Annotated in this window: 26 protein-coding genes; 25 read left to right on the forward strand and 1 reads right to left on the reverse strand. The window is 43.9% G+C overall.

All coding sequences use genetic code 11. The features are described 5' to 3' along the window. Positions 1-107: 107 nt before the first annotated feature. From AC58UU_RS21770 to AC58UU_RS21805, 8 genes are all read left to right on the forward strand, one after another. Positions 108-503 (forward strand): DUF4267 domain-containing protein, encoded by a 396-nt coding sequence (locus tag AC58UU_RS21770; RefSeq protein ID WP_497318809.1) that lies wholly within the window; start codon positions 108-110, stop codon positions 501-503. A gap of 45 nt (positions 504-548) precedes the next feature. Next, the gene (locus AC58UU_RS21775; protein WP_497318811.1) at positions 549-995 is read left to right on the forward strand and encodes a DUF2269 family protein; all 447 of its coding nucleotides are present in this window, start codon (positions 549-551) and stop codon (positions 993-995) included. A 117-nt stretch (positions 996-1,112) separates the two neighbouring features. Then, a complete protein-coding gene (locus AC58UU_RS21780) occupies positions 1,113-1,565 on the forward strand; it encodes a cupin domain-containing protein (protein ID WP_497318962.1) in 453 nt (150 codons plus the stop codon). Positions 1,566-1,695: 130 nt separating this feature from the next. Continuing rightward, a complete protein-coding gene (locus AC58UU_RS21785; RefSeq protein ID WP_497318812.1) occupies positions 1,696-2,127 on the forward strand; it encodes a hypothetical protein in 432 nt (143 codons plus the stop codon). Beyond that, on the forward strand, positions 2,124-2,789 hold the full coding sequence (locus tag AC58UU_RS21790) for an HAD family hydrolase (protein WP_497318814.1): 666 nt from the start codon (positions 2,124-2,126) through the stop codon (positions 2,787-2,789). The genes AC58UU_RS21785 and AC58UU_RS21790 overlap by 4 nt, the downstream gene beginning before the upstream one ends. 246 nt (positions 2,790-3,035) lie before the next feature. After that, entirely contained in the window at positions 3,036-3,494 is a 459-nt protein-coding gene (gene tsaA, locus AC58UU_RS21795) for a tRNA (N6-threonylcarbamoyladenosine(37)-N6)-methyltransferase TrmO (RefSeq protein WP_497318815.1), read from the forward strand. Positions 3,495-3,755: 261 nt separating this feature from the next. Next, positions 3,756-4,280, forward strand: a complete 525-nt coding sequence (locus tag AC58UU_RS21800; RefSeq protein ID WP_497318816.1) for an NUDIX hydrolase — start codon at positions 3,756-3,758, stop codon at positions 4,278-4,280. A 47-nt stretch (positions 4,281-4,327) separates the two neighbouring features. Next, positions 4,328-4,549: a VOC family protein gene (locus tag AC58UU_RS21805; protein WP_497318964.1), complete on the forward strand. Its 222-nt coding sequence runs from the start codon at positions 4,328-4,330 to the stop codon at positions 4,547-4,549. Between the two features lie 62 nt (positions 4,550-4,611). Here AC58UU_RS21805 and AC58UU_RS21810 read toward each other — a convergent pair whose 3' ends face one another. Further along, positions 4,612-4,809: a hypothetical protein gene (locus AC58UU_RS21810; protein ID WP_497318817.1), complete on the reverse strand. Its 198-nt coding sequence runs from the start codon at positions 4,807-4,809 to the stop codon at positions 4,612-4,614. 337 nt (positions 4,810-5,146) lie between these two features. Here AC58UU_RS21810 and AC58UU_RS21815 point away from each other — a divergent pair, with 337 nt between their 5' ends. The 17 genes from AC58UU_RS21815 (at position 5,147) to AC58UU_RS21895 (ending at position 20,961) form a co-directional block, all read left to right on the forward strand. Further along, positions 5,147-5,410 (forward strand): hypothetical protein, encoded by a 264-nt coding sequence (locus AC58UU_RS21815; RefSeq protein WP_497318818.1) that lies wholly within the window; start codon positions 5,147-5,149, stop codon positions 5,408-5,410. 37 nt (positions 5,411-5,447) lie between these two features. Then, positions 5,448-5,555: a YjcZ family sporulation protein gene (locus AC58UU_RS21820; protein ID WP_216628019.1), complete on the forward strand. Its 108-nt coding sequence runs from the start codon at positions 5,448-5,450 to the stop codon at positions 5,553-5,555. A gap of 782 nt (positions 5,556-6,337) precedes the next feature. Continuing rightward, positions 6,338-6,502 carry a DUF4037 domain-containing protein gene (locus AC58UU_RS21825; RefSeq protein WP_497318819.1) on the forward strand — a complete coding sequence of 55 codons (165 nt, stop codon included), beginning with the start codon at positions 6,338-6,340 and terminating at the stop codon, positions 6,500-6,502. 161 nt (positions 6,503-6,663) lie between these two features. Beyond that, positions 6,664-7,338: a signal peptidase I gene (gene lepB / locus AC58UU_RS21830; protein WP_497318820.1), complete on the forward strand. Its 675-nt coding sequence runs from the start codon at positions 6,664-6,666 to the stop codon at positions 7,336-7,338. A gap of 48 nt (positions 7,339-7,386) precedes the next feature. After that, positions 7,387-7,809, forward strand: coding sequence for an SMI1/KNR4 family protein (locus AC58UU_RS21835; RefSeq protein WP_497318821.1), 423 nt, complete (start codon positions 7,387-7,389; stop codon positions 7,807-7,809). Positions 7,810-8,292: 483 nt separating this feature from the next. After that, complete coding sequence (locus tag AC58UU_RS21840; RefSeq protein WP_497318822.1) at positions 8,293-9,981, forward strand: extracellular solute-binding protein; 1,689 nt, start codon at positions 8,293-8,295, stop codon at positions 9,979-9,981. A gap of 82 nt (positions 9,982-10,063) precedes the next feature. Beyond that, the gene (locus AC58UU_RS21845) at positions 10,064-10,969 is read left to right on the forward strand and encodes an ABC transporter permease (RefSeq protein ID WP_497318965.1); all 906 of its coding nucleotides are present in this window, start codon (positions 10,064-10,066) and stop codon (positions 10,967-10,969) included. A 31-nt stretch (positions 10,970-11,000) separates the two neighbouring features. Beyond that, complete coding sequence (locus tag AC58UU_RS21850) at positions 11,001-11,885, forward strand: carbohydrate ABC transporter permease (RefSeq protein ID WP_497318823.1); 885 nt, start codon at positions 11,001-11,003, stop codon at positions 11,883-11,885. A gap of 42 nt (positions 11,886-11,927) precedes the next feature. Continuing rightward, positions 11,928-13,661, forward strand: a complete 1,734-nt coding sequence (locus AC58UU_RS21855) for a sensor histidine kinase (RefSeq protein ID WP_497318966.1) — start codon at positions 11,928-11,930, stop codon at positions 13,659-13,661. A gap of 38 nt (positions 13,662-13,699) precedes the next feature. Next, positions 13,700-15,373, forward strand: a complete 1,674-nt coding sequence (locus tag AC58UU_RS21860; RefSeq protein ID WP_497318824.1) for a response regulator transcription factor — start codon at positions 13,700-13,702, stop codon at positions 15,371-15,373. Positions 15,374-15,581: 208 nt separating this feature from the next. Continuing rightward, entirely contained in the window at positions 15,582-15,707 is a 126-nt protein-coding gene (locus AC58UU_RS21865) for a hypothetical protein (protein ID WP_497318826.1), read from the forward strand. 169 nt (positions 15,708-15,876) lie between these two features. Further along, the gene (locus AC58UU_RS21870) at positions 15,877-16,458 is read left to right on the forward strand and encodes a TetR/AcrR family transcriptional regulator (protein ID WP_497318967.1); all 582 of its coding nucleotides are present in this window, start codon (positions 15,877-15,879) and stop codon (positions 16,456-16,458) included. Between the two features lie 32 nt (positions 16,459-16,490). After that, positions 16,491-17,360 carry a transporter substrate-binding domain-containing protein gene (locus AC58UU_RS21875; RefSeq protein ID WP_497318827.1) on the forward strand — a complete coding sequence of 290 codons (870 nt, stop codon included), beginning with the start codon at positions 16,491-16,493 and terminating at the stop codon, positions 17,358-17,360. 27 nt (positions 17,361-17,387) lie between these two features. Beyond that, complete coding sequence (locus AC58UU_RS21880) at positions 17,388-18,032, forward strand: amino acid ABC transporter permease (RefSeq protein ID WP_057302250.1); 645 nt, start codon at positions 17,388-17,390, stop codon at positions 18,030-18,032. A gap of 14 nt (positions 18,033-18,046) precedes the next feature. Further along, positions 18,047-18,799, forward strand: a complete 753-nt coding sequence (locus AC58UU_RS21885; protein ID WP_497318828.1) for an amino acid ABC transporter ATP-binding protein — start codon at positions 18,047-18,049, stop codon at positions 18,797-18,799. 41 nt (positions 18,800-18,840) lie between these two features. Further along, positions 18,841-20,058, forward strand: a complete 1,218-nt coding sequence (locus tag AC58UU_RS21890) for a M24 family metallopeptidase (RefSeq protein ID WP_497318829.1) — start codon at positions 18,841-18,843, stop codon at positions 20,056-20,058. Between the two features lie 318 nt (positions 20,059-20,376). Beyond that, positions 20,377-20,961, forward strand: coding sequence for a TetR/AcrR family transcriptional regulator (locus AC58UU_RS21895; protein ID WP_497318830.1), 585 nt, complete (start codon positions 20,377-20,379; stop codon positions 20,959-20,961). Positions 20,962-20,985: the final 24 nt, after the last annotated feature.

Here is a 20,985-nt window from a genome sequence, read left to right on the forward strand (position 1 = left end):
TCCCCTTACATTAAGTAAGTGCCGTACTTTAAAGTGCGTTCTTAACAAGATATTATTACCGATATACAATAAAGTCAATCAAATAAATGGAAAAAGGAGACAGACAAATGAGTAAATCTTATTGGGGACCAAAGTCAGTAACATTTTGGTTAGTGGGTGTTGTTACGCTGTTGATGTTGTTTATAGGAGTAAGAGGTTTTATCCAGCCAGAAGCTGCGATTCGAGATTTTGGTATACCACTGCATGACACCGCTGATAGATATCTTGTTCATATTAAAGCAGATCGTGATCTGTTTATTGGTATCTTCCTACTAGCCTTGATGGTACTTCGTATGAGAAAAGCATTACTTGTCCTTATGTTAACTTCTATTTTAATGCCTATCGTAGATGCAATATTGGTATTAACGAATGTTGTAGATAAAACACCTTCTTGGATTCATATTATTACTGCGGTATACCTACTTGTTGTATCGAGAAGAACAGCGAGCCAAAACAGCGAATAAATAGAAGAGTATCATTCTGATATTTACAAATTAGGGGGGCATTACATGTATATTTATCTGTTGTTCATCCATATCATCGCTGCCGTGACGGCGATTGGCGCAATCATCTGCTATCCCTTGATCATGAGCAGCGCCCGGACAGTGGGTCAGGCCAAGTTCGCGCTTGTGCTGCTGCAGAAGACGGCGAACTTGCCGAAATTCGGCGGTATACTGCTATTTCTTACGGGTCTTGCGCTTGGCTTCCTGCAGACCGACTTGTTCCGTGAACTGTGGTATGTGATCTCGATTGCCATCTTCTTTGTCATTCTGGTCATTTTGGCTGGCCTGCATCCCGCTGGCATCAAACAGCAGCTTGCGCTACTGCAGCAAACGCAGGGTGATGATCTGCCTGACGCGTACCGACTGAGCCGCAGACGCTCTGCTTGGCTGGAAAGGATCGCGAATCTTGCCGCTTTCATCTCGATTCTTCTGATGGTGTTCAAACCTTTCTAGTATTACATGCAAGTTTCGGTTCCGCATTTTTGCTGGCGCTACCCACCCGTTATAAGTGTATAATATAATAGGTGTTTTTATAGAGAAAGAAATAGAAAGAGAGTGAGAAACCATATGATTACAAAATCCTTATCACCCTTAGTTGCAGCACTAGATTTAAAGCCTCATCGTGAAGGCGGTTGGTACAAGGAGCTTTGGAAAGCTTCCTTCGAAATTCCAAAAGAAGTGCTTAGTGAAGCGTACACAGGTTCCAGATACGCGGCTACTTCCATTTATTTCGTGCTTCATCCAGAAGAGTTTTCAGAGTGGCATAAGGTTTTATCGGATGAACTTTGGCTCTGGCATTCAGGTAGTCCACTGTTGCTAACACTTGGGGGTACAAAGGACAAGCCTGAGGAAACACAATCGATTATTCTCGGACCAGATGTCATCAATGGACAGTGTCCACAAGCCTTAGTTCCGGCAAACGTTTGGCAGATGGCAAAACCGCTAGGAAACGAGCCTGTTTTTGTCTCCTGTGTTGTAGCGCCGGGGTTTCATTATGATGATTTTATGTTAATTAATAAATAAGCTAAATAGACATCAAGAGAAGGCTGCCGACAACAATGAATCGGCAGCCTTTTCTGCTAACTGGCAGTTTAACACAATAGAGAATGGAACTAAGACCAGATATTGACGTATTAATAGAAAGGAGAAATTTATGAGAAAAAGATTAATGAACATGATGATTATATGTCTCGCTTTTTTATTTGTATTTAGTTTGATTGGTTGCAATAATACTGTAAAGAAAGTTTCAACGGATATAACCCTTGAGCAAACAATCGATGGAAAACTTAACAATATTACTAATCCAAAAGATTATTCTGTATCACTTTCCTCTAATCCGTATGACTATATTAAGGGTGTAGATAGTAATATGGATTACAAATATATTGTTTTGCAAGGAGAAAAGTCTTTAAATTATATGCTCAACAAGTTTGCTAATAGTGATAATAATGGATTAGAAGAATATATTATGGCAATCGCCTGTTCTGAAATACTACAAGAGAATCCTGCTTCTAAAAAGTGGGCTACTGGTAGGGAATGGTATGATAACCATATTAGAAATATACCTAAGGGAGTGAACATGTGACTATTAAAGCAGTATTATTCGACTTTGATGGGACTCTGGCCGATACGTTGCCGCTGTCTTTTTATGCTTTTAAATTTATCTTTAAAAAGTACGATAATAGGGATGTAACTACAGAAGAACTAATCTCTATGTTTGGGCCAACAGAAGACGATATAATTTCTAATAACCTTTTAAAAAAAGAATATGTTGCAGAAGCAATCTCTGAATATTATCAAATTTATCAAAAGGACCATGCCTCTCAAGTACAGATGACTGACGAAATGCTAAAGCTATTAATGTATATAAAATTGAATAACATAAAAATGGGAGTAATCACAGGGAAAAGTAGAGAAGCATTTCAAATATCCTCAGACTCGTTGAACTTATCACATTTCTTCGACATTGTGATTACTGGAGATGATGTACAGAAACCCAAACCTAATCCAGAAGGTATTTTTACAGTATTGGATTTTCTTGGAATTTCAAAAGATGAAGCTGTTTTTATTGGAGACAGCAATGCTGATATAAAGGCGGGCAAAGCTGCAGGATTGCGGACTTTTGGAGTACAGTGGCTATCTACCTATCAAAGCACCCATTTTGAAATTGAGCCAGATTATGTCTTCACTAGAATTGATCAGTTTCTAAAGATGCTTGAGAGTGAACTAAATCAAAAAAATAGATGATTACTTTGACGAGAGTTAAGTAATTGTAACAAAATTGAAATCATATATTCATGTGGCATTAATGAATCAAGCCTATAATAAAACTCGACCCCTTTTAAATATATACTCAGACCCGCAGCCCGTTGCTGTGGGTCTCTTTGTGCCATTCAACGAATGGGCAGATTAGCGAAATAATTGTTTTACAGATATTGAACTATTAACCTTTAATAATCATAATAAAATTATCCAATATATAGGAGGTAACCTATGTTCAGTGTTAAACCCATCGCATATGTCAGAAACAGTAGAGAAGTAATAGAAGATGATTATTGGGGCAATATTGTATCCACTATTGAACTCACAAGCGAATTTAGCGAAGAAAGCGTACAGGGGATCGAGGATTTTTCCCATCTAGAAGTCATTTTCTACTTTAATCAAGTGAAAGATGATAATATTCAATTCGATGCCAGACACCCACGAAACAATAAAGAGTACCCTAAGGTAGGGATTTTTGCGCAGCGAGGTAAAAACAGGCCGAACAAACTGGGGTTAACTACAGTAGAGGTCTTAAAGCGTGAGGGAAAAATTATTTACATAAAAGGTCTTGATGCAATAAACGGGACACCAGTGTTGGACTTGAAGCCTGTAATGAAGGAATTTGCCCCGCAAGGAGAGACTAAACAGCCATACTGGGTATCAGACCTTATGAAAGAATACTGGGAATAATCAACTTATAACGGGAGCGGTTAAAAGAATAAAAATTTTTATGAGGAGAATTATGAATGGAGACAATATTGTATTCCTTTATGCAAGAACTATATGAGAAATATAAAGAGTTGAAAATACCAAATAAATCTGCAAGCTCTGTTAAAAGCAGGATACATAAGCAATCAATTGTTCAATATTAAAAGTCCTGCCTCGTGGTAGCCCTTTGTTCATAATATTAGATGATGAGATATTTATGTGAAATCAATTGGGGGCGACAGAATGAGCGAATATATTCGAGAATTACGTTCATTAGTTGGAACAAGACCTTTAATTCTAGTTGGTGCAGTGGTTATCATTCAAAATGATAACAACCAAATTCTTTTACAACATCGCAAAGATGGTTATTGGGGATTGCCAGGCGGTCTTATGGAGCCAGGGGAGTCATTGGAGGAGACAGCAACTAGGGAAGTATATGAGGAAACGGGGTTAACCTTACAGCGTTTAACCTTGTTGGAGCTATTTTCTGGTCCAGATCTTTATTTAAAACTAAAAAATGGAGATGAACTTTATTCAGTAACAGCACTGTATCTTTGCAATGATTACAAAGGAGAATTGGTGAGCGATTCAACCGAATCACATGAGGTAAGTTTTTGTGATGTGGACAATCTTCCGAGTTTAAATCCTGCCAATACTATTTACCTTGCAAAGTATTTAGAATCTGATTTACTTCGTAACGGGAAACGTTTGTTCAATCAACAACAATGCGAGGCTGCAGGCACGATCGGAAGCCTTTCACTCACCTAAAGGGCAGGTTACTTCAACTGTTATTATAATCGGAGCTCTCTGATATAATTAGAAATCACGAAGACGATAAATCCACCGAGGAAGAATCAAAATCGAAATTCTTACTCAATTTTGAAGTGGATCAAGTCGATGAGTTTTGTGCCCGTTTGAAAGATAAAGGGGTGGTACTCCTTAACGAGCCTCATGATAGGCTGGCCTGGAATGCCAGGGTTGCCCATTTGCGTGATCCTGATGGCAATGTGATCGAACTATACAAACACCCGCTTTAACGGCCCTGGCTTGGGTTTGGTTCATTTAACAAAAGTATCACACTCATGGAGATGCTGTTCATCTAATGAGGAACAATAGTTTGAGGGGCTTGCTTCGCGGCAGCTCCTCTTTTGTTTATTAAAGTAACGGGCAGGGCGCGCCTAGCCAAGCTAGGTACAACTAACTGATGCAAGTTCAGTTGGGGTAAGGACCAAGCCGCCACGTTGCTAGCAGGCAGACGTTGGCGAAATCCAACGGCTGAAGCCCTGTGAAAAGTCATGAAACCCGCACGAAGTTTTTTTTCGTAAACAGTAGACCGACAGTACTTGAGTCCTCATCTTCTTACAAATTAAAACTTCAAAACAGGCTTTTGATGTCTGACTTTTGTCCATGCACTTCAAATGCCGTTGAAATACAATAATCCATCTGATAGCAGAAGGGAGCGAGATGGAATGGGTTATGCTGCAGGAAGTTGTTATAGCGGTGGTTTGGGTACAAGTACGGCTGTTGTCTTGGTTCTCTTCATTCTTTTGGTTATTATTACCAGCACATTTGTGTGGTAATTCGTAGCACACCTCAAGCTTTTTAATAAAATGCACCAATTGGAGGTTGTAGTAATGTCGATCAACAATAATCAGCTAAAATCCCTCATGGGCAAACATGTTTACGTTATGACACGCAAAGGGGAAGTTTTAGAGGGAATTTTGGATAAGAGCACGCGTGACAAAATCTATCTTCGTTCAAATGCCAAATCCGTAAGAACAAGCGCATTTACACCGTTCAGCCCATTCTTTAACCCAGTCACTCCACTTGTCCTTTTTGATTTGTTAGCCATTGAGGAGTCCCCATTTTTCTTCCGTAGGTCTCCGTTTTTCTGGTAGTACCGAGACTGAATCACTTGAAAGGAGTGACTAATTTATGGGATATGCAGCAGGAACAGGAGCAGGATATGGCGGCAGTAGTTCAGCAGCAGTATTGGTTCTCTTTATTTTGTTGGTTATTATTACTATGACTTTTGCAATATGATACGAAGCAATAGGTAATATATTAAATTTAGATCCACAGCTCGTTGCTGTGGATCTATTTCTGTGCTCGAACGTATCTTTGATGAGCTTTGGGAAACTTTTCAGTGGGGCATTAAGCATCACCGGGAAAATACAATTAGTTTTTACAATGAATCATTTCTTTCTCCAAACATGCTCTAAATGTGGCACTAGAATATAATGGAGATTTTGATGGCTGGGAAACTGCTGCCTTTTCCTGCTCAAGTAGGAGGTCGTGCAAAAGTAAATATAATGAACAGTAACTATCTAATAATCAACTTCAGTAAAGGGTAGGAATTGGGGGGCATGCAACGACATCAATAATTCTTGGATCAATGCCATAAAACATCCAAAACGCTCCATTCCACCTATAACCTGAAACTTCACCGTACTCTACACGAGTAGGATAAAACCAGAAATTGTCTCCATTCAGAAGCCAGACATATGTGTATTCATATAAACAGTCAACCACATAGGATAGCTCAGGTTTTGGAGGGATGAATGCAGGTGGAGGAGATTGCGGTTGTCTCATGTACACCTGCGGTTGTGGGATAGAAAACATTGAATTCCACTTCCTTTTAAAGAGTTTAAATTTAATCGTATTTCATGCTATGTGGGTTAATAACTATTTGACTGTACAGGTGCCTAAGACGATGAAGAAGTCAGTCGATCAACAAACAACAAGTCTGATCTAAATAATCCACCCATATGGCTTCCCGATCTAGTTTCATCGAATATTACCCTCAGGATATTTGGTTGTACATAATGGCATCCATTTGGCAGCGAATCGGTCAAGAAGAGCATCTGATGCTGCATTCTGGTTTTATTGGTGATGAACTCGGCTCTAGTATTATCGCTTCACGCCTTATCCGAGATATCATGAATCTCTGTTTTACACAATGGACTTGGTATAACGGAAAGGATTCCTAAAGAAGTTTCATTCTTTTTTGATCGGCCCTTTAAAGTAATGAATGGTTCAGGTTGGTCGCAATAAAAGAGAAAACGAATCGAAAAAATGGTATTATATGGGTGGTTCATTATAAATTAAAATGAAGTACTGAGCTTATCTTCTGAGGAGGGCTAGTGAGCTAATGGTTATGAGAGTGTTTAATGTGGCTACGGCGTGTTGCTTGCTACTAATTTCATTAACGGCATGTAATGAAGAACGCATTGTGGATTCAAAAACCACTCTTATTTTGCCCGAGGTCGAGGTTAAGCAAGGAATGGAAACGATAACCTACCAACTGGATGGTATGGACGAAACTTTTAATACGAAATTAGGTGGCAAATTAGTATTAAGTGAATTGAATGAACCTCCGAAACGAGGAGATGTCGTGTATTATAAGACGCCACCTCTTAACGTGGAACACGTCTTCCCAAATGCAAATCCGGGTTGGAAACCACCGACTTACGATATTGCTCGCATTGTCGCTCTTCCGGAAGAGTCAATCATGATCCGAGACGGGCAGGTTTATATCGACGAGAAAAAATTAGACACCTTTTATGGGAAAGCGCTCATGTGGGGTCAGGGCGAAGAATCGTACTTCAATAGTTTGAATAAACCTGGCTCTGGTGTCTGTGACTCCGACTGTCAAAAGAGTATGACGAAATATTTCCACATGGACATGCCAGAAATAAAAATACCGACGGGTCATGTATTCCTGCTGGGAGATACATGGGCTAGGAGCGTGGATAGTCAAACCTACGGTCCAATTGCAATTGATCAAATTGAGAGGGTAATTATTGGTCGTGAAAGGAAACCTTGATGACCTGCGGCTAGTAATTACTAAAATCTTGATCAAGTAGGTGTTTAGATGAATCATATAGAAGAAAATATTTTAACCTTCTTTGAGGAAACAGGCTTCCATATACCTGAAAGTTACAAAGATTTTCTAATGCTGAATGATGGTGCTATCCTCTTCAATGATATTTCTGAGTACGCTAATGGTGCTTGGGCTATTTTCGGTTTAGAGGATATCTTGGATTTTATTGATAAGAAAGAAGCCCCTGACAATTTATATGTTATTGCAAAGTATGATTCTACTCTGATCTATATCGATTCCTCACGGGTGAAAGCAGGAAGAGAAAATTATATTTTTGTTGGATCAGCTTATGTGCATGATGCGGAAGACATTGTTTTGAACTTTGAGCTCTGGTTTGAACGTTTGGTTGTGTCACAAGGGTCGTTTTTTTGGGATTGGAACACATTGAACTCACTTAATTACAATTGCGAATGAAGGTGCTGATCATTAGGAGCCTGCCGCTGTTTTATAGGGCTGGCTCCTTCGATTTGTGAAACATGCTGCCTAGTAAAGAAAACGCAATCCGTTCACTATCACGTTAATATGATCTTGATCCGCCCAGAGGATGAAGTAAGGATACGTATTGCCGTTAATAACTACAGGCTTTGGATATATGGCGATGAGTGCGGACTGCCGCCGAAACTCAGGTGCTTGGTGATGCAGAAGACCTTGCGGATGTTGTACATAATGGATTCAATCCACGACGACTGTTATTTCACCAGAATACACAATAAATCCCAATTTCTAATTTCATGTTTAGAGAGATTGGGATTTTTAATCGCCGTCAAGAGGTGTATATCAAAGTAAACACTGGTATATGGAAGGGGAGCGTTTCTTTTCTTATACTTAAACTATCAAAGGAAGTTGAAACGCGTACAGCATCCTGAGGAACATATTGAGCCAAATTGGAGGGGTCGTATGAAAATGAAACTGAGAGGGAAGGACGTTCTCACAACTGCTTTGATTACAAGTCTTATCGCCGCAACCGCATGCAGCAGCAAAACTGAGAATAGCCCGCAACCGTCCGCGTCCGCGACAGCATCTGCAACAGCAGCACAAACACCGGACTCGAAAAAAGTGCTTGAAGTATCCACGATCAGAGAAGGCGATCCGTATTTGAAATTCGACGCGGGCGAAACCTTCGACAACAATTCCGTATACGCAGCCTACGAAAAAGACATTGGGGTCAAAATTACGAATCAATGGGTTGCCGCCGATACCAACCAATACAAGGAAAAGCTGAAGATTGCCATTGCATCAAACGATATTCCTGACTTTATGTTGGTCGATGCTACTCAGCTGCAGCAGCTGATTGAAGCGGATATGATTATGGACCTCACCAGCGTTTACGATAAGGCAGCTACGCCTGAGACCAAAAAGTTCATGATAACGGACGGCGGTATCCAAATGAAATCGGCCACGTTTGGCAGTAAGCTGATGGCCATTCCGAGAACGTCCAATCCGTTCTACTCGCAGTTTCTATATGTACGCACCGACTGGCTCAAAAAGCTGAATTTGCCGGAGCCGAAGACGATGCAGGATCTAATGACTATTGCGGAGGCGTTTAAAACGAAGGATCCCGGCGGCACCGGAAGAGCTTATGGTCTCGCGTTGAACAAAGATCTCAAAGAAGACGGAGTAACAGGCCTCATCGGTTTCATGAATGGCTACCATGCCTATTTGGATTCGAATGCTGACTCCAATCATTGGGTTGATGACGGCACAGGCAAACTCGCTATGGGCTACGTGCAGCCGCAAATGAAAGAAGCGCTCAAGGCGCTGCAAGACATGTTCAAAAAGGGTCTGATCGATCCGGAATTCGCCGTGAAGGACACGCAAAAGGAGTCGGAACTCATTTTCGGTAACAACATCGGCCTTGTTTACGGAGCCGAATGGGTGCCTGCGCACCTTGCAACCGGTGCGATCAAAGACGGCAAACAAGTGCAGGAATGGGGCGTTTATCCGATTCCTTCCGTGGACAATAAGCCAGCTAAGGCACAAATCGGGATAGGCGTCGACAGATATTACGTCGTATCCAAGAAGGCGAAAAATCCGGAAGCTGTTATCAGGCTGCTTAATCAATGGATCGTAGTCGACAACAATCAGACGGAAGATAACAAAGTTTACGAGTTTGGCAAAGACCGCGTCGAAAAGAAGAATAACTACTGGTTGCTTAATCCACTCAGGGTTGGCAGTTTATCGAACAATAACGGCGAAGTGCTGCCGAGGGCGATCGCAGCCAAAGACGCGAGTTTGGCGAAGACAAAAGATCAGAAGACCCGATACGAGCGGGCTATGAAATATGTAAATGGCGATACGAGCATGTGGTGGGAATATTGGATTTCAGGTCCGAAGGGCTCCTACTCCCTTATTCCGGATATGAAAAAGAACAATCAGTTCGAACAAACGAAGTTTTACGGCGCCCCTACGCCAACGATGGTAGAGAAGAACGCGATCCTAGAGAAGAAGCGCGACGAAGTATTTTTCAAAATTATTATGAACCAGGTATCGGTTGATGAGTTCGATAAATTTGTCGCCGATTGGAAGAAGCTTGGCGGAGACCAAATCACCAAAGAAGTGAATGACTGGTACGCGAAGAACAAATAGTTCTTCTCAGGGAGAGGGATCAGGTACGATCCCTCTTTCTATTCAAACTCGGCGGGGTAATATAAGCAGGTGGTGGTGCATGATGAAATCGATCTCGCGCATGTGGAAACGTGAATGGCCGTTACATTTGATGCTGATCCCGGGACTGATTTTTGTCATCGTTTTCAGCTACATCCCAATGGCGGGCATTATCATGGCGTTTCAAAAATATATTCCGACCAGAGGTCTGTTCGGTTCTCCGTTCGTCGGGTTGAAAAACTTCAATTATATGTTCGTCTATCCCGACATCGGCCGCGTTTTTTTCAATACGATCTATATTGCCGTCATGAAAATCACGGCAGGCTTATTTGTACCGATTACGATTGCCATTCTGTTAAATGAACTGAGCAAGCAGTGGATCAAACGAACGTTCCAAACGCTCGTTTACTTGCCGCACTTCATGTCCTGGGTGCTGCTGAGCGGCATATTAATCGATGTGCTTTCCCCGACAACTGGGGTTTTCAATCAAGCGATAAGCTTGCTTGGGATCGACCCGATCTACTTTCTGGGTAATAATCGTTGGTTCCCTTATGTAATGGTCGTTTCTGACGTTTGGAAGGAGTTCGGGTACGGTACGATCGTTTATTTGGCAGCATTAACCAGCATTAATCCGTCCCTTTACGAAGCTGCGGAGATTGACGGTGCAGGACGTTGGAAGCAGACGCTGAACATTACGATTCCAGGCATGATGCCGATTATTGTGCTGATGTTTACGTTAAACATTGGCAACGTCCTCAATGCTGGCTTCGATCAAATATTCAACTTGTACAGTCCGCAAGTATACGAAAGCGCCGATATTATCGATACGTTCGTGTATCGGATGGGTGTCGAGCAGTCTCAGTTCGGGTTCGCTACGGCGGTCGGACTGTTGAAATCGATCGTTTCGTTTATTTTCATCTCAGTTTCGTATGTTCTCGCTTATCGTTTTGCGAATTATCGCATTTTTTGAGTAGAGTTATAAGGAAGAGAGGGGACTCAACATGGGTTACAAAATGTCACTCGGCCGTCAGCTTTTCTTGAGCGCTAACGTCATTTTTTTGGCGGCGATCTCATTTGCCTGCCTGATGCCCATTATTCATATATTGGCCTTATCGTTTAGCTCCGGGACAGCGGCATCCGCCGGCAAGGTCATGCTGTGGCCTGTCGACTTTACAACAGCAGCGTACAATAACGTATTCGGTAAGCCTGAATATTTGCGCGCTTTCCGGGTTTCATTCGAACGGCTCATTCTCGGAACGTCCATCAGTATGTTTCTGACGATTCTGACTGCATATCCGTTATCGAAAGATGAGAGGCAGTTTCGGCTAAGGACATTTTACGTATGGGTGTTCGTGTTCACGATTTTATTCAGCGGTGGCCTCATCCCATGGTATTTGACGGTGAAATCGCTCGGATTGATCGATACGATATGGGCGCTCGTGCTGCCAGGCGCGCTGCAGGTGTTCAACATTATTTTGCTGCTTAACTTTTACAGGAACCTGCCCAAAGAACTGGAAGAATCAGCACGGATTGACGGTGCCGGACATTTTGCGACACTATGGAAAATCTATGTTCCATTAGCTCTTCCTGCGCTCGCGACGACCGGTCTGTTTACGATGGTATGGCACTGGAACAGTTGGTTCGACGGCATGATTTTGATGAACCATCCCGACAAATACCCGCTGCAAACGTTCCTGCAAACCATCATTATCAAACTCGATTTCCGCTTCCTCAAGACACAGGACGCGGAGTTGATCAGCAAGTTGTCCGACCGGACTAGCAAGGCGGCGCAAATATTCGTTGCGGCTTTTCCCATATTGATCGTTTACCCGTTCCTGCAGCGTTTCTTCATTAAAGGAATTGTGATGGGGAGTGTCAAAGAATAAACAATCAGGATTCTCTACCAAAACTTAGCAGGTGAACGAATGATGAAACGCTTTTTCCGACTGAGGGACTCTTCCATATTCAAAAAAATCATGGCCGCATTCATGGTCGTGCTGCTTCCTCTTATGGCCATTACATGGCTGATCAACGAGAAAGGCGTGGAAAGCATCCGCAAGGAAATATCTCAGTCGACTCTTAATACGACGGGGTATTACCTGGACTCGCTCGAAAAGGAAGCGGACCGGATCGTGCGATATTTGCCCAAATACGTGACGGACGACGACTTGATCGAATTAGCTGCTGCCGGTAATGAATTGTCTCACTACGAACGGGCGGAGAAAATATTGGACATTCAGAAGCGGCTTGTGTTGATGAAAGACTCTAGCCCGTTTATTCAGGAAGCGAAAGCGTACGTTCCTTCCATCGATCGAACGCTGATGAGCATCAAATACGACACGTCCATTGACAGGCAGGAATACGCAGCGATACAGCCAAAAAACAGGCCATACGAGGAACCTTTCATTTATTGGAACGATCGGCTGTTCATCTCCATGCAGTACCCGGCAAATACGCGGCGTGAGCCGCTTTTCGTCGTCGGGGTCGAATTGTCCGCCCATAAAATCAAGGAATCGCTAGCTCAAATCGGCAGCTCGCTCGATGGCCGAAGCATCCTGCTGAACGTGGACCGTGGCTGGCATATCCAGAGCGACGACGATCCAGCCCTGCAGGAGACAGTCGAGGCTTTTATCAAGGATAAACAGGCAGAAGGTAAGAAGGAAGGCTACGAAACGCTCCAATACGGGGGAAAGAGCTATTTGTCGGTGTTTAAGTACTCTCCGCTCTGGAACTCTTACTCGATAAGCTTGATTCCCGAAGCGAACGTGCTCGGTCCGATTCAAACCTACCGCGTATGGTTTTGGTGGGCTTGCTTGCTCGCCGTTGTTGTCGGCTTATTTTTCTCATACTTTCTGTTCAGGCTCATTTATAAACCGCTCATGCGGCTTGTTTATTCGTTCCGCCACGTCCAGCAAAACCGGCTGATACCGATCACCATCGACCGAGGGCATGACGAATTCGGGTATTTGTACCAGGCCTTTAATGATACGATTCGGTCGCTGCGAACATTAATCGAAGAAAACTACGAGCAGCAAATCCGCAATCAGCGGTCGGAGCTGAAGCGGCTGCAATCGCAAATCAATCCGCATTTCTTATACAACTGCTTCTTTGTCCTATGCCGGTTGATCAAATCCGAGCGCCAGAAGGAGAAAGCGTACCAGTTTTGCTTGTACATCGGCGAATATTTTCATTTCATTACGAGGGACGGCGAGGACGAAATCCCGCTAGCACTGGAAGTGAAGCATTCCCGCACGTATGTAGACATGCAGACGGTCTGCTACGGGGATCGCATCCAAGTGAGGTTTGACAACGATGTACCGGAGCTCTCCGTTCCTCGCCTAGTGCTGCAGCCGATTATCGAGAACGCTTACAAGCATGCGCTGGGTAACATGCGAACTGATGGCGAACTTTGGGTACACAGCGAGAAGAATGAAGACGGGTACTCTTTCTATGTCGAGGATAACGGGAGCGCCGTAACGGATGAAGAGATCGCCCGGCTGAACTGCCGTTTGCAGCTGTCTGAAGGCCGTCTCGAAGAGACGACAGGCCTTGTCAACGTTCATCGCAGAATCCAGCTTCGCTACGGTGCCGAATTTGGCATCACGATGGCGCGTTCCGCGCTTGGCGGCTTGAAAGTGAGGATTTATTTCGGCAGCAGTTAAGCCGCTGATCTTCCAGAAATGCTTGAGGAGGGGAATGTATGTACCGATTGCTTATCGTCGACGATCTTCCGATCATCGTTGATGGCCTGATTGAGCTTTTTGAACAATCGGATGATCTGGATCTCGACATCCTAAAGGCTTATTCCGGCGAGGAGGCGTTGGAGGTACTTCAGAACAACCGGGTCGATATCGTCATTTCCGACATTAAAATGCCCGGTCTTGAAGGGATCGAGCTGCTGCAGGAAATTAAAGCCCAGTGGCCGGCTTGTAAAGTCATTTTTTTAACCGGCTATAACGATTTCCATTATGTGCAGAACGCCGTCAAATACGGCAGCTTCGAATATATATTGAAGATCGAAAGCGATGAGAAAATCATCCGTTCGGTTGAACGGGCGATCGAGAAGTTCGAAGAGGAATACGATCAGCTGCGAATGTTTGAGAGAGCGAATAACCGGATGCGGTTGGCTCTGCCATCGCTGCAGAAAGATTACATTTCAGGACTTCTTCAGGGCAAATCTGTAACTAGAAGCCAAATAGAGAACCACTTCAAAGATATCGATATGCCGCTGCGGGCGGACATGCCGATTATTTTGCTGCTTGGACGGGTCGATGATTGGAAGGACATGATAACGGCTCCGGATAAAGCGCTGCTTATTTACGCCGTGCAAAATGTTACCGAGGAGTTTTTGTCGCCATACGTGCGTAGTTATTCTTATGTGTACGACCAGTCCAAAATCGTATGGTTCATCCAACCATTAGGCGTGAACGATGCGTCAACGCAACAGGTTTCATCCGACTTGATATGGAAACAAACATCCACGTATGTAAGCGGCATGCTCGAGAAGATTCAGCGAACGTGCAAGAAGCTGCTGCAGCTGCCAGTCTCTTTTATTCTAAGCAGTGAGCATACGGCATGGAGCGGTGTTTTCGAAAGGTTTCATAGTTTGAAATATGGATTCGTCTACGGAATGGGATTGTCCAGCGAGGTTATTTTGAGCGATTCCGACATCAGACGGGTGGAGGAAGGTACGGCAGCAGATAAGCAGAACGATTTTTTCCATTATACCCGCGTGCAGCTTCTCACCAAATCCCTGGAGAACTGCCACCGTGAAGAATTTTACAAACTTTATCTGGAATTGACGGAGATTTGGGGCGAGGAAAACTGCCCGTACGAGCGGAAAAAGGAGCTTTATCACTCCATGGCCGCTGTATTTCTGGCATACATCAATAAAAGCTCAGAGTTGCGCGCATATTTGAACGCGGTTCATGATTTGTCCCCGCTGTTACAGTACGGCGATAAAAACTCATGGCTTTTCTTAAGGCAATATTTTATGCAAACGGCAGATTGCCTGTTCGACTGGAACGCAGTCCAAGGCGCGATGCTTCCCGCGGAAGTTGTGCAAAAAGCTCATCGGTACATCGATGCCCATATTTCCAAGGATATTTCTCTTAATGCGATCGCGGACCACGTCGGACTGAATCCGTCGTATTTTTCTAGACTGTATAAGCAAATGACCGGTATCGGGTTATCTGACTACATCATCGATTATCGGAATTTGAAAGCGAAGGAGCTGCTCATTGGCAGCGCTATGAAAGTGAACGAAATCGCCGCCGAACTCGGCTACAACTCTGCACTAGCCTTCATCCGCTTCTTCAAGAAGCAGAATGAAACGACGCCTCAAGAATTCAGAATGCAGCGGTTGAAAATATAGGAACTTGTCGATTCCCGGGAGTACTGGTGGGGATTGCTCACGACCAAAGTAAAGCAGTTACAGCTTGGCATCGAGGTAAAATCGGCGGAACTTGGCAATCTGGCGGGGGCGATAGGAGCAGCCAAACGGGTGTTTTCATCCATGGAAGGATAAAGTAAAAAAGTATATATAAAAGTAAGAAGTTATCTCTTTGTATGGAGGTGACCGAATGCTGACTGATAAGGTGACTTATCGGGTGACAAGAATATTATGCCATTACAATCCGCCTAAATTGCGGATTTTTTTCATTGCCGATTTTGACAAGAATATTATCTCATTCCCGAACGCATCATAAAAATATTCAAAAAAGTTGAATGAGTATATATTTACGACTTGACTACAGGAGTTTCTTATACTATAGTAAACCAATCGGAATTAACTTAACTGACTCGTCAGTCAGTGGAAAGGGGTTCTTGAAACTGGCATCAATATTGAATGACGAACAGCAGCGAGAGCAGGTTCTGATGAACACTGCATTAGAGCTATTTGCACGCAAAGGATATCACAATACGAAGATTTCTGACGTTGTCAAAGCAGCGGGCGTTTCTCAGGGAACGTTTTACTGGTACTTTAAAAGCAAAGAGCAGCTCGCGGTCCGTCTGATCGAGAACGGTAAAGAGAAGCTAACACAAGTGATTGAACAAGGCTATCGCAAGCATGCAGGCTCTGTAGACGATATGGTTAGCTCGTCTGCAAAATTGCTGACGGATTTGTTCGAGTTCGCCAATTATAACCGGAATTTGATGGCATTTTTACTTATCAAAGGCCAGGGCGCAGACCCCTTGGTCAGGGAAGCTGTTTCGGAAACGTGGATCGCATTCGAGGAAGCCTTCAAGAACAATGTAAACCGAGCCATCGAGTTGGAGATGCTTCCGCATTTCTCAGACGTAACTCTTCGTGTAAACATACTCGTCTCGTTAATTACAGGAGTCCTTACCAAATGGTTGTTCGGACCTATGCAGGATGTTGATTATACATCCGCATACACGCCCTCGGAAATAGCCGAGGAAACGGCACGGTTCGAATTCCGGGGATTGTTAGGTTAACAAGTAAAAAATCATATAGGGGTGTATTGAAAATGACATTCAAGGTTATACAAGTATTCAAAGCGGCATCGTTACTTTCTATCGTTGGTTTAGCGTTAGTCGGGTGCGGAAAAACAACACAACAGCCGGCGACAAGTCCCACAACCGATACTAAAAACACACCAGCCGTGTCTCCGGCATCAGCAAACCTGCTTGAGCAAATCAAGAAAAACGGCAAAATCAAAGTGGGCTTAATGGGTACCTATGCTCCCTACAACTTTTTGAATGACAAGAAAGAAGTAGACGGCTACGATGCCGACATCGCTAAGAATGTTGCGAAGAAGCTTGGTGTACAGGCCGATTTCATTACCGGTGAATTTTCTGGCTTAATTGAAGGTTTACAAAAAGAGAAATACGATGTATTGATAAGCCAGGTGACCATTACTGAAGACCGTAAGAAAACAATGGATTTCTCCAATCCTTATATTAAGAACTCGGTGAATGTCGTTGTAAAGGGTGATAACAACACAATCAAAGCGGTTGAGGATTTCAAAGGCAAGAAGATCGGAATCGGTCTCGGTACGAACGATGAGAAATATTTGCGTGATGTGGCTATGCCGAAGGTCGGAAATTTTGAAATCGCCACGTACAACGATGTCATTTCATCCTTGATGGACCTGAACGTTGGAAGAATTGACGCGACCATCAACAATATCTTTGCACTGAAACCTCTAATGGATAAAAACAAGCTTAATATTAAAGCGGTAGGAGCGCCGATCAAGGAAGACTTCGCAGGCGTAGCTACCCGCAAAAACAATCCAGAGCTGGTGGAAGCCATCAATAAAGCCTTAAGCGAGATGAAAACGGACGGAACGCTGAAGGAAATTCACCAAAAATGGTTTGGTGTCGATCCTAATTTTTAAGTACTAAAGCCTTGGGAGGCCGCAAGAATGGAACTCGTTTTAGATAACTTAGGCTTTCTTTTCAAAGGCGCATACTATACCTTACTTATCACAATCGTCTCGATGTTCTTTGGATTTTTTATCGCTCTGTTCGTAGCCATTGCCCGGTTAAAAGGAAATCGGCTGATCAGCAATTTGGCCAGAGGGTATGTTTCCATCATCCGCGGAACCCCGATCATTGTGCAGATCTTCATTATTTATTATGGTTTACCTGATTACGGTATTACACTGGGGCCGCTCACAGCGGCCTATATTTCACTTAGTATTAATATCGGCGCCTATTTATCTGAAACATTTCGGGGCGCTATCCTGTCTGTGCCTAAGGGTCAGACGGAAGCGGCTTTATCCCTGAACATGTCCCCTTGGCAAACGATGCGCAAGATTATTCTTCCGCAGGCAGCCCGAGTGGCAATTCCCCCTATGGGCAATACATTTATAGGCATGCTGAAAGAGACTTCGCTCGTTTCTATTGTGACAGTAACTGAGCTGCTGCGCTCAGCCCAACTGCTTATCGCGCAATATTATATTGCCATGCCATTTTATATTTCCATTGCTCTCATGTACTGGCTAATGAGCATGTTCTTCTCTAATATTCTTAACCGCATCGAGAAAAAATTATCAAAGGCTTATTAAGGGTGTGAGTGGGCTTGATAGAAGTAAACCATCTTAGTAAACGATTCGATGCTTTGACTGTGCTGCAGGATATTAACCTCCGCATTAATTCACAAGAAATTGTGGTCCTCTTAGGTCCTAGTGGTTCAGGGAAAAGTACGCTGCTTCGATGCCTTAACGGCCTTGAAGAGCCTAACGCGGGATCGATTCGTGTGGACAACATCCTGTGGGATGACTCGATGAATGCTCAGACGAAGAAAAAAGCCATCCGGGAACTTCGTAACTTAACCGGTATGGTTTTTCAATCTTTTAATCTATTTCCGCACTTGACTGTCCTGGAAAATGTGATCACGGCTCCAGTGACCGTGAAAAACATGCCTAAGGAGCAGGCAATTGAACTAGCCGAGTCATTACTGAATAAAGTGGGCTTGGCCGAGAAGAAGCATGAATATCCTTCCCGGCTCTCCGGCGGTCAGCAGCAGCGGGTTGCGATTGCCCGTGCTTTGGCGATGCAGCCTCAAATTATGCTGTTTGACGAGCCGACCTCGGCACTTGACCCGGAATTGACCGGCGAAGTTTTGTCGGTTATGAGGCAGCTGGCTAACGAGGGCATGACGATGATCGTGGTCACTCATGAAATGAAATTTGCGCAAGAGGTGGCAAATCGAGTTATCTTTATGAGCGAAGGCGTCATTCAGGAGGAAGGATCCCCAGAGCAATTTTTTGTTCAGCCGCAAACCGAGCGGGCTCGCAAATTTTTGCGACAGATGGCACAGGAGCCTGTTTAACATACGGAGATAGGAAAGCCTAATCCGAAGGAGTTGAGATTGTGGTCCATATTGATCAGGATCATTTACAAACCATTTCAGAGCGAGCCAGATTGATCATGGAGAACGAACAGATCGACGCTCTAGTTTCCTCTAGCTGTGAAAACTTTTATTACCTTTCCGGTTACCAAAGCGCATTCATGTATACCCTGCGTATGAGTGAAGTTGCACTCGTCGTCCTGTTTCGTGATCCTACCCGTAAGACGATCTTGATCATGAATGATTTTGAAGCGGCCGGTGTCGTGAACCATCCTTCAGGGTATGAGGTGCGAACGTATCCCACCTGGGTGGATGTTGATGACCCGCTGGGTTTGATCGGCGACAAATTCCAAGGAAAGCGGCCGGTATCCCCCCAAGCGGAGGAAATGTTCGGGGTGCTCAGTCAGGTGCTCGCAGAGAATGGAGCTTCCCATGGGAAAATCGCTGTCGAGCTAAGCTCGATGCGATACCCGTCCGTCATGGCGTTACGGCAAGCCTGCCCCGGAATAGCCGAGCTGGTAGAAGCTAGCCCAATCTTTATCAAGCTGCGTGCGATAAAAACCCCGTGGGAGATAGAGCAGCTGCGTAAAGCTTGCACTTATGCAGAGGAAGGCATCGTTTCCGCGGTACGTGAAATTGAGGTAGGAACCTCAGCCGCGGAGATCGTTGAAGCCTTCCGCAAAGCTTTGATGAGACATCCGGATGGTTCAACCGCACGTTTTCATATGGTTTCCGTAGGAGCCAATTTTGCTCCTGCGCATGTATTTGACACACGTCCAAGTGAAGTTGGGGATTTGATTAAATTTGATGTAGGTGTTGATGTGTCCGGATATGGCTCCGACATCGCCCGCACCTTCGTGCTGGGTCCCCCTTCGGATTTGGCGAAGCGTATTCACAGCGCACTAAGGGTGGGACACGACCGTTTACTGCAGATCATCGAGCCAGGGATGCCAATGAAGAATGCCTTTGAAGAGGTCATGAAACTGATTCGCTCCTCGGGGCTTACGAATTACAACCGCGGCCATCTCGGCCACAGCGCGGGTCTAAGCCTCGCCGCAGAAGAAGCACCTTTCATTAGTCCATCCGAGGCTGCTGTGTTTCTTCCAGGCATGGTGATTTGCTTGGAGACGCCATACTATGGGCACGGTTTAGGCTCGATCATGATCGAGGATATGGTCCTTGTCACAGATAATGGCTGTGAGCGTCTTAACCAACTAACTACGGATCTTATTTCGCTTTAAAATATTAAGAAGCTTTCTTAGCAAAGCCTGAATAAGACGATCTATAACCCGGTTTGTGCCCTTATATTGGGCATGAACCTGTTTTTTTTTTAGAAAAGCTCTGATCCAAATAAAATAAACAGCGGCAACCAGGGCTTAAAATTAAAGTCCTAGACTGCTGCTGTTTATTGAACTCATACGGTACAATGCAATTTATACGCCTCATACTTGTACTAACATCCTTGATCCTATCAAGTCTATCGTGGACTAAATTTACAGTAAGTAGTATAATTTACATAATATAAATTAGATAACAAATAAAAGGAAAAAAAGGGATATATGGATAATAAAACGTCCCGCACCGATCCACGCATACTCCGTACGCGTCAATTGCTTAAACACGCTTTTGTGGAATTGCTTCAGGAAATGGATATCGAGAAAATTTCGGTAAATCGCATTGCAGAGCGCGCCACCATCAACCGTGTTACCTTTTATCTTCATTATCGGGATATTCCGGATATGCTGGAGAAAATGGCGGATGATATGATCGAGGACATTAAAGGAATTTTGGAATGCGCGCCTGGGAATCAGAATTCCACAAAAGAAGAAGATTGGCCGATACTGATGAACTTGCTAGAACATATTGCCGAACATGCTAAATTTTATAAAATCATTCTTGCGTCGAAACGTACCCCGATCTTTACGGATCGATTGTTAAACCTGCTGACGGAAATGATAACCGCAAGAGTAGAGAGAATGGGGGACGAATCCTTCCTTTCTACGGCAGGTATTCAAAAGGATATTGCCATTTGGTACGGATCTTCAGCCTTGATCGGTACGATCGTTTCTTGGCTTCGTAAGGACATGCCGTATACGCCCCTTTATCTTGCCAAGCAATTCACTTTGCTTCGTTCTTATAAATAATAAAGTGAAAAACATGTATAAGGA

The sequence above is a fragment of the Paenibacillus sp. JT22N1 genome (genome assembly GCF_059692155.1).

Excerpts from the sequence above, each read along its gene's own strand:
- AC58UU_RS21825 (WP_497318819.1), top strand. The coding sequence starts at position 6,338 with ATGGCATCCATTTGGCAGCGAATCGGTCAAGAAGAGCATCTGATGCTG.
- AC58UU_RS21815 (WP_497318818.1), top strand. The coding sequence starts at position 5,147 with ATGTCGATCAACAATAATCAGCTAAAATCCCTCATGGGCAAACATGTT.
- lepB (WP_497318820.1), top strand. The coding sequence starts at position 6,664 with ATGGTTATGAGAGTGTTTAATGTGGCTACGGCGTGTTGCTTGCTACTA.
- AC58UU_RS21820 (WP_216628019.1), top strand. The coding sequence starts at position 5,448 with ATGGGATATGCAGCAGGAACAGGAGCAGGATATGGCGGCAGTAGTTCA.
- AC58UU_RS21895 (WP_497318830.1), top strand. The coding sequence starts at position 20,377 with ATGGATAATAAAACGTCCCGCACCGATCCACGCATACTCCGTACGCGT.
- AC58UU_RS21835 (WP_497318821.1), top strand. The coding sequence starts at position 7,387 with ATGAATCATATAGAAGAAAATATTTTAACCTTCTTTGAGGAAACAGGC.
- AC58UU_RS21855 (WP_497318966.1), top strand. The coding sequence starts at position 11,928 with ATGAAACGCTTTTTCCGACTGAGGGACTCTTCCATATTCAAAAAAATC.
- AC58UU_RS21775 (WP_497318811.1), top strand. The coding sequence starts at position 549 with ATGTATATTTATCTGTTGTTCATCCATATCATCGCTGCCGTGACGGCG.
- AC58UU_RS21850 (WP_497318823.1), top strand. The coding sequence starts at position 11,001 with ATGGGTTACAAAATGTCACTCGGCCGTCAGCTTTTCTTGAGCGCTAAC.
- tsaA (WP_497318815.1), top strand. The coding sequence starts at position 3,036 with ATGTTCAGTGTTAAACCCATCGCATATGTCAGAAACAGTAGAGAAGTA.
- AC58UU_RS21810 (WP_497318817.1), bottom strand. The coding sequence starts at position 4,809 with ATGACTTTTCACAGGGCTTCAGCCGTTGGATTTCGCCAACGTCTGCCT.
- AC58UU_RS21800 (WP_497318816.1), top strand. The coding sequence starts at position 3,756 with ATGAGCGAATATATTCGAGAATTACGTTCATTAGTTGGAACAAGACCT.
- AC58UU_RS21860 (WP_497318824.1), top strand. The coding sequence starts at position 13,700 with ATGTACCGATTGCTTATCGTCGACGATCTTCCGATCATCGTTGATGGC.
- AC58UU_RS21785 (WP_497318812.1), top strand. The coding sequence starts at position 1,696 with ATGAGAAAAAGATTAATGAACATGATGATTATATGTCTCGCTTTTTTA.
- AC58UU_RS21870 (WP_497318967.1), top strand. The coding sequence starts at position 15,877 with ATGAACACTGCATTAGAGCTATTTGCACGCAAAGGATATCACAATACG.
- AC58UU_RS21845 (WP_497318965.1), top strand. The coding sequence starts at position 10,064 with ATGAAATCGATCTCGCGCATGTGGAAACGTGAATGGCCGTTACATTTG.
- AC58UU_RS21865 (WP_497318826.1), top strand. The coding sequence starts at position 15,582 with ATGCTGACTGATAAGGTGACTTATCGGGTGACAAGAATATTATGCCAT.
- AC58UU_RS21880 (WP_057302250.1), top strand. The coding sequence starts at position 17,388 with ATGGAACTCGTTTTAGATAACTTAGGCTTTCTTTTCAAAGGCGCATAC.
- AC58UU_RS21840 (WP_497318822.1), top strand. The coding sequence starts at position 8,293 with ATGAAAATGAAACTGAGAGGGAAGGACGTTCTCACAACTGCTTTGATT.
- AC58UU_RS21875 (WP_497318827.1), top strand. The coding sequence starts at position 16,491 with ATGACATTCAAGGTTATACAAGTATTCAAAGCGGCATCGTTACTTTCT.
- AC58UU_RS21770 (WP_497318809.1), top strand. The coding sequence starts at position 108 with ATGAGTAAATCTTATTGGGGACCAAAGTCAGTAACATTTTGGTTAGTG.